Genomic DNA, 9,333 nt, shown 5'->3' with positions numbered 1-9,333 from the left:
TACAACCACCACTTGCCCCAATCAGCCCTGCAGAGCAAGACGCCTATGCAGGCTATGAGTGGGTGGTACGATTCATACCCTCATTTGTTCCATCGGCGGCCTTATGATCGTCCGGGACTGGACAGTTACTGAAGGGTTCACCACCACCCCGCCGAGTCATCAGGCGGGGTACAAACCCCTCGGGTTTTGAGGTACGGAGTATTCGGTTGAACCGGTACGTCACATGCATCTGACCGTATGCCTCACTGGTCAATACCCCTCCTTTTCCGACCCGCTTTGCTGTTATCCGAAGCTTGACAACACGGCCAGTCGACTGTTGCTGTCAATTTTTGACGTTTGTGGCCAATTGATGTACACCTGCGGCCGATCAACGAATTGGTTCGTCCTTTCGTTGTGCCGGATGGACCGATTAGAGGACCAAAGAGGCCGATCATTCGGCCACTTTGGCCGTCCAATAGATTCTGGAGATTCATCGATGGGCTACTTGAATGCAATGCAGGGCGTCGAGCTCGGAATGGCGGGGCTGCAGGCGGGGTTAAACCGCCTGACCGCACCGCAGCGTCCGCTGTCGAGCTACTACCATTGGCAACCCGAAGTCCATCGGGGAGTGTCCGTGGAGGCATACAACGCATTGGTGGCAGAACACAACGACCTAGTGGAAGCGCTGGTCGCCGAACGAAGGAAGACCGCCCAGCTCCAGTCCCAACTCCGCGACGCGCTTCGACTTCTGAAACAAGCTGTGGATTCTTGAAGCGTGGGGGTGGAGGTTGGTGCGAGGGCACTGTTTGTCGGTCCACAGAGTCGAGCAAGCGTTGTGACAGACGACACCGTCACCACTTCCCATCGAAAGGTGGTCCTTGCAGTTGGCCTACATGAATGTCCATGGCGGGGCAAATTACAACGCGGCCTGGTCACCACAAGGCATTCGACATCCAGCCTTCGCTTGCGTACGATTTCGGACATGAATCAAAGCGTCACGTCTTTCAACCCATCCAAGGTGTCTCAGCAACACCAGGGGTTGATTCGTGTCGACCTGGTCGAACTTGCCGTTTTTCATTTCATAAGACCCTGATCTGAATTTTTGCTTGGATCTTTGCCATCACGGCATGGCTTTCCCAGTTGAAATCAGCTTCAGGAGTTTTTGTGTCCCCGATCCTTGATTCTTTGGCGGTATGCCTTGGCGCCGTCAGTGCCCTGCGCGCGGCTCTCTGCGTTGAAGAAGGGCTTCGCTACCCCACCTTCACCGCCCTGCTGCGGCATTTGCCTTGGCAGTCGCACGCCCTCAACGTGATCGCCTGCCTGGGCACCGTGATCTACGCCCTGGCTGGCGGATCCCGGGAGGTTCTGGTGGCGAGCGTTTTGATTCTGTGCGCCGGCGCTTGCGTTCCCTTGGTCGTTGGACCACTGCAAGGAGCGCAACGATGAAGCTGCCAATCCCTCGGTTTCCGGAGCTGTCGGTGGTCGTCCCGGATGGGGATGATGCTTTGGCGCTCGAGGCCTATCAGGTGCTGGCCGTCAGTCTGGCCATTCACCTGAGCGGTCGCCGAGCCTTGTTTGCCCTTGAGCTGCATAAGGGTCCGTTCTGGCTGGGAGTCAAAGTGCACACGACCCCGGCACTGTCCCGGCGCGAAAGGCAGTCTCTGCTGCCTTTGGTTCGGAGCATGGGGTTCATGTTTCCTTGGATCCCCAAGTCCGCTCAGCCAGAGGCTCATCGCCAAGCCGAGACGTTGAAGCCAAGTACCGAAGCAGGAACGGGCATGGGAACGGATGCGGAGGGGGAGGCATCCGTGGAAGCGTTCGTGCGATCGCTGATCGAAGACGGAGTGGATCGCAGCACGGTGCAAGTGTTTGATCCGGGGCTGGCCGATACGGCAGCGCTGATTCAGCAACTACCGATCGATGGTGAATCCCGCCAGAAGATGCAGATGGCGCTGAAGAAGCTCCTGGCCTACGGCACCAAGCGCCCGAGGAGTCAACCGGACCATTCATGGCTCCGGGATCTTGGAACACTGCGGGGTGAGTTTCCGGCATTTGCCACGGTGGTGGATCAGGTGGTGCAGCCGCATCTCAGCTTGATCGCCGCCGGCGCCCGGCGTGTCCGCATGCCTCCGATCTTGCTGGTAGGACCTCCAGGGGTGGGCAAGACCGCGTTCGCGCGCCGCTTGTCGGAGTTGCTGGGTACGGGATGCCTGAGCATTGACATGGCCAGCGCAACCAACGGGGCCGCCTTGGCAGGCAGCAGCACCTTTTGGTCCAACTCTCAACCAGGCCAATTGTTCACTGCGATAGCCTTCGGTATTCAGGGCAACCCACCATGTGCAGACCCCGTGGTTGTGTTGGACGAGATCGACAAAGTCTCCTCCGATCGGTACGACCCAATGGGTCCGCTTTACACCGTGCTTGAGGAGGAAACCGCGCGTGTATTTGAAGACCAGGCGCTGCCAGGCATCGTCTTCGATGCCTCTCTGGTTAGATGGATCCTGACCGCGAACGACATCCGCCGTATTCCGGATCCCATCCTCAGCAGGGTTCTGGTTTACGAGATTGAGCCACCCAGTGGGAATGCGATGTTCGGCATTGCCCAACGGATGTTGGAGTCGACCGTTCGGGAGTTAGGAATTCACTTCCAGACACGCCTGCCTCGGGAGTTGGCGCCGCTGATCGGAGATCAGACGCCAAGGACGTTGAAGGTCCGGCTTGAGTTGGCGGTCGGAGCGGCCATGTCAGCGGGGCGGAACTACCTCGTGCTGGACGACCTGACCACGCTGTTTCGCACGCAAACGAAACTGTCGATGGGGTTCGTCTGAGGACAAAAGTCACATTGACTTCAAGATTTTCATGGTCTGCTCAAGAGCACCCTGAATCTCTTCAACGTAAATCGCCTTTGAACCCGAATCCCCCCAACTCAACATCGCAGCATGAACCGGGTTTAACCAAGCAATCCTGAATTGCCCAAGATTATCGATGAATTCGGACATTGGCACATTCAATACGCATCGAAAAACCTCCAATTCGCCGCTCATCATATAGAAGGGGCGCTTCGTGACGAGGTCAAAATTTGACCGCTTTGGTATGGGCTTCGCGTATGGAACGAGGAAGGCCTGTCCTTTTCGTACAGCGGCAGACATACTGCTTTGGACCTTCAGGCTTTGCTGATATGCAATAAGATCTGCTTTGAAGTAGGTGATCTTTTGATTTGTGCCTTTCGCTCCCTTCGTGCCGCCCTGTATGTAAGCAGGGCCTGAGTTGCCTCTCCTCAGACGCTCCAACGTCGTTGAGGACACACGCAACAGAACAGCGGCCTCCTCAGGTGTCAGAGCGGCAAGATCTGGCAAAAGATGAAGTGCCCTGAGAACTTCCAAATCTCGAATCAGCGTTTCCTTATCTTTGCGAGCCACGATATAAATCTCCGAAACTTTCTGCCTTTGCAGCATGTTTTGAATCGTCTGCTTACACGGGCATGCCGCATGAATTTCGTACGAGGTAAATGATAGGCGCACTCCGAGCCCTGAGTCGGAGGGGTGATTAATCGGGACCATCAGTCTGAGCATCATCACTGATGATTGCCGATCTTGCGCGGTCGTCCCGTTCGGGGTTTCGGTGGACGGCAGACATGCGGTGCAGGCGCAGGAAGTGGCGGCCAATCCGCTGGCTTGAGGGCGTTGTACACGTTCGGGGCTTTGGAGAGGATCGCTTGTTCGATCTTCACCATCGATTCCCGCAGCAACTGCCACTCTGCCTGCGTATAGGTATCCGTCACGTTTGCGCGGGCATGGTTAAGGAAGCGACTTTTGATCACCTCGTCGATGCCCAGCGAAGTCATCACCGCGCCGAAAGAGCGACGCAGGTCGTGCCGGTTGAGCTTTTCCAAACCGATCTCTTCGCGCAGGTCGTCGAGCAGGTCGGTCGCATCCATGTAATGCCCCGTCTTTGAAAACCTGCTGCGCGCGGGAAATACGAATGGTCGGGACTTTGCATGGAAGCCACGGCGGATGGCCTCATCTGCAGCGCAGCGCTGGCGCTGCCTTAACAACTCCAAGACCATCGGCGTGATCGGCAACCGATGCGAGCGGCCGTTCTTTGTCTTATAGAAAAAGACGTATGGCCCCCAATCCGGATGATCTTTGAGCCAGACATGGCTGGTTGAGCGCCGCCCTTTACCAGTCTCGCCAAGCTCATCCAGCAACTCACCCCACACAAGGCCCGCGTGTTCGCTCTTGCGGCAACCCCAGAGCAACATAAGCATTAGGTAGTGGATGCCGGTCATGTTGTCGTTAATGAGGCGCTTAGACCAGCATGCTTCGAGAAATGGCCCCAGGTCCGCAGAGGGCCGCAGGGGATTACGCTTGCCTTTCTCGTGCCGCTCCTGCTCGATTTGCTCTTTGGAGCGGTAGTAGCCGTTGAGGGCCAGCGTCTTGAAAGGGTTGCCCTTGAGCGCGGGCTCGCGGTCCTGCGCATCGGCTCTGATTTTCTCGTTCTCAATGAACCAGTCGATCGCCCGGGTGGGCCAACGGAACGCCTGCTCTGTCGCGGTCGGGGTCGCTTTGTGAGTCTCCAAGAACTTCTTGATGATCTCGTTGTCGTCGATTTCTCGCACCTTGCGATCCGCCCAGCCCCAAGCATCGTGCTGGCGCGCCACCCGGTCGAAGACCTTCAAGGACTCACGTGCGGCCGGCTTTTGTGTCCGCGTGGTCCAGTGCTCACGATAAGCGGCCATCACCTGGCGCAGTGTTACCTCAGCAGCATTGACCTGCCGAGCCAAGGTGTTGGGGTTCTGGCCCGTCTCGATCATCGTGCGGGCCAGCTCTGCCGCTTTTGCTCGGGCGTCTTGGATGCGGTTGAAGTCAGCGAAATTTCCAACGGTGGCAAGCATCGACCTGCCCATGACCTTCCGGCGCAGGATGTACACCTTCTTCCTACCCACCTTCAATCCAAAGCCGGGCGGAGCGTCTCTGGAGACGTCCCATAAGATGTAGGGTTGCGGAGATGCGACAGGCTTTGCCGCGAAGACCAATTTGCCCTTTTCGTCGTAACCCTTGGGAGGCTGCTCAAGTCTCCTGAGCTTGCAGTAGTTGTCGTTCAACTCTGCCCGCCATGACGGATTGCGATCCTTGTCCTTGTACTCGCTGGACGGGACACCAGAAGGTTCGGACACGAAGGAATCTTGGTCTTTCTGCATGGCCAATGGATTTCAGAACTGCTGAAGCTGTCGTTGGGGACTGATTTTTTTATTCAAGTCATTGATTTTATTGAATTTATTATTGAGTCGGGGACTAAAATCTACCACATCGGGCAGTCGCAGACAATCATCCCCATCTGCTCCCCATTACTGCTGCCGACAGATGATGGCGATTGACGGCAGGTGATGGTGATCGAAGACAGCGGAGTTTCGATAAGTATTTGAATGACAAAGAAAAAAGACGATCATGGCGGTGCAAGCAAGCTTCCATCTGAAGGGATGAAGGAGCTGGAAAATCACACCCCCATGATGCAGCAGTACCTGGCCCTCAAGGCCCAGTACCCGGACACGCTGCTGCTCTACCGCATGGGCGATTTTTACGAGCTGTTTTACGCCGACGCGGAAAAGGCCGCGCGCCTGCTCGACATCACGCTGACGCAGCGCGGGCACTCGGCGGGGCAGCCGATTCCTATGGCGGGGGTGCCGTTTCATGCGCTCGAAAATTACCTGGCGCGGCTGATCCGGCTCGGGGAGTCGGCGGCCATTTGCGAACAGGTGGGCGATCCGGCGAGCAGCAAGGGGCCCGTGGAGCGCAAGGTGGTGCGCGTGGTAACGCCCGGCACTTTGACCGATGCCGAACTGCTGCCCGACAAGGCCGAGGCGTTCTTGCTCGCGCTGCACCAGGGGCCGCGCGGGCGCTATGGGCTGGCGTGGGCGAGCGTCACGCAGGGGCTCGTGCATCTGGCCGAATGCACGGAGCCAGCGCTTGCGGGCTGGCTTGCGCGCGTCGCGCCGAGCGAGCTGATTTACAGCGCGGGCTGCAGCACGGCGTTCGAAAACCAATTGCAGGCGCTGCGCCAGAGCGGCACGCTGGCCTGCCCCTTGAGCCCGCGGCCCGACTGGCAGTTCGACGGCGCTTTGGGCGAGCGCAAGCTGCGCGAAGTGCTGGGCGCGGCGAATCTGCACGCCTGGAATGCGCAAGACCTGCCGCTTGCGCACGCGGCCGCGGCTGCCTTGCTGGCCTACGCCGAGCACACGCAGGGCCGGGCGCTGAGCCATATCCACGGCGTGCAGGTGCAGCGTGACGATGCGCTGATCGCCCTGCCGCCGGCCACGCGGCGCAATCTGGAGCTGGTCAAGACGCTGCGCGGCGACGATGCACCCACGCTGTTTTCGCTGCTCGACACCTGCTGCACGGGCATGGGCAGCCGCCTGCTCAAGACCTGGCTGCTCACGCCGCAGCGCGAACGCAGCGCAGCGCGCGAGCGCCTCGCAGCGATCACGGCTTTGCGGGGGGGCGCAGACTTGGCGGCAGGGATGGGCGCAGAAACGGGCGCAGAAACGGGCACCGGGCTCGGCGGTGATGGCGCCTGGAAAGCATTGCGCACCGCGCTGCAGGGCGTGAGCGACGTGGAGCGCATCACGGCGCGCATCGCCTTGCGCCAGGTGCGCCCGCGCGAGTTGCTGGCGCTGGGCAGGACGCTTCAAAAAACAGAGCTGCTAGCGCTTGATATACCTGCACGAGAGCCGTATTTGATGCAAATTGTTGCGGCGCTGCAGCCGCCCGCGGCTTGCGTCGATTTGCTTGCCCGCGCGATCGCGCCCGAGCCTGCCGCGCTGGTGCGCGACGGCGGCGTGATCGCGGCGGGGTTCGACGCCGAGCTCGACGAGTTGCGCGCGATCCAAACCGGCTGTGACGACTTTTTGCTCGACCTCGAAGGGCGCGAAAAAGCGCGCACCGGCATCCCGAACCTGCGCGTGCAGTTCAACAAGGTGCACGGGTTTTACATCGAGGTCACGGGCAGCTACCTGGAGCGCGTGCCCGCGGACTATCGCCGCCGCCAGACGCTCAAAAATGCCGAGCGTTTCATCACGCCCGAGCTCAAAGCCTTCGAGGACAAGGCGTTGTCGGCGCAGGAGCGTGCGCTGGCGCGCGAAAAATGGCTGTACGAGCAGCTGCTCGAGCAGCTCCAGCCGCATGTGAGCGCGCTCACGCGGCTCGCGCAGGCGCTGGCTGCGCTCGACGTGCTGTGCGCGCTGGCCGAGCGCTCGCTCACGCTCGATTGGTGCGCGCCGCAGTTCGCGCCCGAGCCCTGCATAGAGATCGAAGCCGGGCGCCACCCGGTGGTCGAGGCGCGGCTGGCCGAAACCTCGCGCGGCGCCTTCATCGCGAACCACACACGCCTGAACGCGAATACGCGCATGCAAATCATCACCGGCCCCAACATGGGCGGCAAGTCCACCTACATGCGCCAGGTGGCGCTGATCGTGCTGCTCGCGAGCATGGGCAGCTACGTGCCCGCGCGCGCCTGCCGTCTCGGGCCGATCGACGCGATCCACACGCGCATAGGCGCGGCCGACGACCTCGCGAACGCGCAATCGACCTTCATGCTCGAGATGACCGAAGCCGCGCAAATTTTGCACAGCGCCACGCCGCACAGCCTGGTGTTGATGGACGAAATCGGGCGCGGCACCAGCACCTTCGACGGCCTGGCGCTCGCCAGCGGCATAGCCACGCACCTGCACGACAAGACGCGCGCCTTTACGCTGTTCGCCACGCATTACTTCGAGCTCACCGAGCTGCCCGCGCGTGCGCGCCACGCCGTGAACGTGCACGTGAGCGCGGCCGAGTCGGGCAGCGATATTGTGTTTTTGCACGAGATCCAGCCCGGCCCGGCGAGCCGCAGCTACGGCATCCAGGTCGCCAAGCTCGCGGGCATGCCGGCCGCCGTGCTGCAGCACGCGCGCCACACGCTCGCCGCGCTCGAAGAACGTGCACGCGCCGGGCAATTGCAGGTCGATTTGTTCGCCCCGCCGCCCGAGCCCGAAAGTGCGCTGGCCGCGCCGAGCGCGGTCGAGGAGGCGCTTGCCACCCTGGACCCCGACGCCCTGAGCCCGCGCGAGGCGCTCGAGGCGCTGTACCGGCTCAAGCGGCTTGGTCAGCAGTGAATGTTTCCCTGCCTTGCCGCAGCGCAGCTGCTGAGACGGCGCGTATGGTGGGGGCGGCGGGCGTAGCCAAAGCCTTCAGCGGCAGCAGCGGTACGCGAGCCCGATCGAAGCGGAAAAGCTCGTCGGACGCACGGTGATCGGGCTGCGCCGCGCATCACCCTGCAACTGGGCCACGTGCAGTCCGCCGAACAGCACCCAGGAGTGGTGGAGCGCGGTCATGGCGTCTATCCCGGCATCGATGCTGTAAAAACCCGCATCGGGCGCAAAAGTGGGCAAGGGGCTGCGCGGGGCCGCCGAGGCGGGCACGCCGTAATGGGTGCGCATAAAGGTTTTGTCGCCCCAGCCGGCGCCTACGCCGAAGTTCAGTGAGGTTTGCTGTGTGACGGGCATGGTGTAGCCCATGCTGGCAGACCATTGGGCGCCGCCCGCACGATCCAGGATGTCTTGCGCCACGCTCAGCCCCAGCCCCCAGCGTTGCGTGATCGCATAACCCAGACCCAGGCGCGCGCGCAGCGTAGAGCGCACTTTCGGCAGCCCCACCAGCCGCGGACCGTCGCCCTCGTCGCGGCCGTTGTCGACGAGCAGGCTGGCACGCAGGCGCCAGCGGTCTTGATCGATCAGGGCGGCGCTCACACCCGAGCCGATATCGACGGCCGCGAGCCCGTGGCCCATGATGGCGCTGCCGCGCGCCGTACTCAGCCGGAAACGTCCATGCTCTATGGCCCAGGCCGGACGCAGGCTGGTGGATCGCCCTTCACCACCCGCGTATTTGGGGCTGGATGAAACCAGCAGGCCCGCCACGAAGTGCGTTGGCGTGGCAGAGGACCTTGCAGCAGCTGGGGCGGCTTCTGCAGGTGGGGCAGGCGCAGCCAGGGCGTCCTGCGGGCCCTCCTGCGCCCAGGCCGGCAAGGCGCAGCCCGCAAGCAGTGCGCTTGCGCAGGCAAAGCAGCAGGTGGGTCGAGTTGGTAAAAGCGACATATGGCGCATTATCGATGCCTGCGGTGAACCCAGATTGTTCATTAGGACGCGGGATGATGGCGAGGCGACTGGCGAGGCAGTTTGGTCGCGGCTGAGGAGTAGTCTTATCCAACGAGGTATGAGCCTGAAGCCCGCCCCGTGATTCCAAGGAAGAATGAGCCTGAAGGCAGGCCAGGGAGAAGCGACACAAGCGGCTGATAGGCAGCAGCTTAGGTGCAACGGGTCGA

Annotated in this window: 8 protein-coding genes and 1 pseudogene; 6 read left to right on the top strand and 3 right to left on the bottom strand. The window is 61.2% G+C overall.

The window, feature by feature from the left end:
• The 4 genes and pseudogenes from FK527_RS16920 to FK527_RS16905 all read left to right on the top strand — a co-directional run.
• A pseudogene (locus tag FK527_RS16920) lies at positions 1–132 on the top strand (IS481 family transposase); the annotation flags it as partial.
• A gap of 343 nt (positions 133–475) precedes the next feature.
• Positions 476–751, top strand: coding sequence for a hypothetical protein (locus FK527_RS16915; RefSeq protein WP_144735833.1), 276 nt, complete (start codon positions 476–478; stop codon positions 749–751).
• A gap of 392 nt (positions 752–1,143) precedes the next feature.
• Positions 1,144–1,425 (top strand): hypothetical protein, encoded by a 282-nt coding sequence (locus FK527_RS16910; protein WP_144735831.1) that lies wholly within the window; start codon positions 1,144–1,146, stop codon positions 1,423–1,425.
• Positions 1,422–2,807, top strand: a complete 1,386-nt coding sequence (locus FK527_RS16905; protein ID WP_144735829.1) for an AAA family ATPase — start codon at positions 1,422–1,424, stop codon at positions 2,805–2,807. Before FK527_RS16910 ends, FK527_RS16905 begins: the two co-directional genes overlap by 4 nt.
• 9 nt (positions 2,808–2,816) lie before the next feature.
• On the opposite strand, the gene FK527_RS16900 is transcribed toward FK527_RS16905, so the two are convergent.
• Both FK527_RS16900 and FK527_RS16895 read right to left on the bottom strand, forming a co-directional pair.
• Entirely contained in the window at positions 2,817–3,434 is a 618-nt protein-coding gene (locus FK527_RS16900) for a helix-turn-helix domain-containing protein (RefSeq protein ID WP_144735827.1), read from the bottom strand.
• 119 nt (positions 3,435–3,553) lie between these two features.
• Positions 3,554–5,155, bottom strand: a complete 1,602-nt coding sequence (locus tag FK527_RS16895; RefSeq protein ID WP_186298472.1) for a tyrosine-type recombinase/integrase — start codon at positions 5,153–5,155, stop codon at positions 3,554–3,556.
• A 9-nt stretch (positions 5,156–5,164) separates the two neighbouring features.
• On the opposite strand from FK527_RS16895, the gene FK527_RS16890 reads away from it, so the two are divergent.
• Together FK527_RS16890 and mutS are read left to right on the top strand one after the other, a co-directional pair.
• Entirely contained in the window at positions 5,165–5,356 is a 192-nt protein-coding gene (locus FK527_RS16890; RefSeq protein ID WP_144735823.1) for a hypothetical protein, read from the top strand.
• A 129-nt stretch (positions 5,357–5,485) separates the two neighbouring features.
• Complete coding sequence (gene mutS / locus FK527_RS16885) at positions 5,486–8,128, top strand: DNA mismatch repair protein MutS (protein WP_425460461.1); 2,643 nt, start codon at positions 5,486–5,488, stop codon at positions 8,126–8,128.
• A 75-nt stretch (positions 8,129–8,203) separates the two neighbouring features.
• On the opposite strand, the gene FK527_RS16880 is transcribed toward mutS, so the two are convergent.
• A complete protein-coding gene (locus FK527_RS16880; RefSeq protein WP_144735819.1) occupies positions 8,204–9,106 on the bottom strand; it encodes a MipA/OmpV family protein in 903 nt (300 codons plus the stop codon).
• Positions 9,107–9,333: the final 227 nt, after the last annotated feature.

It is taken from the genome of Extensimonas perlucida, assembly GCF_007655255.1.
GTDB lineage: Bacteria > Pseudomonadota > Gammaproteobacteria > Burkholderiales > Burkholderiaceae_C > Extensimonas > Extensimonas perlucida.
This window is presented reverse-complemented; position numbering and strand designations above follow the sequence as displayed.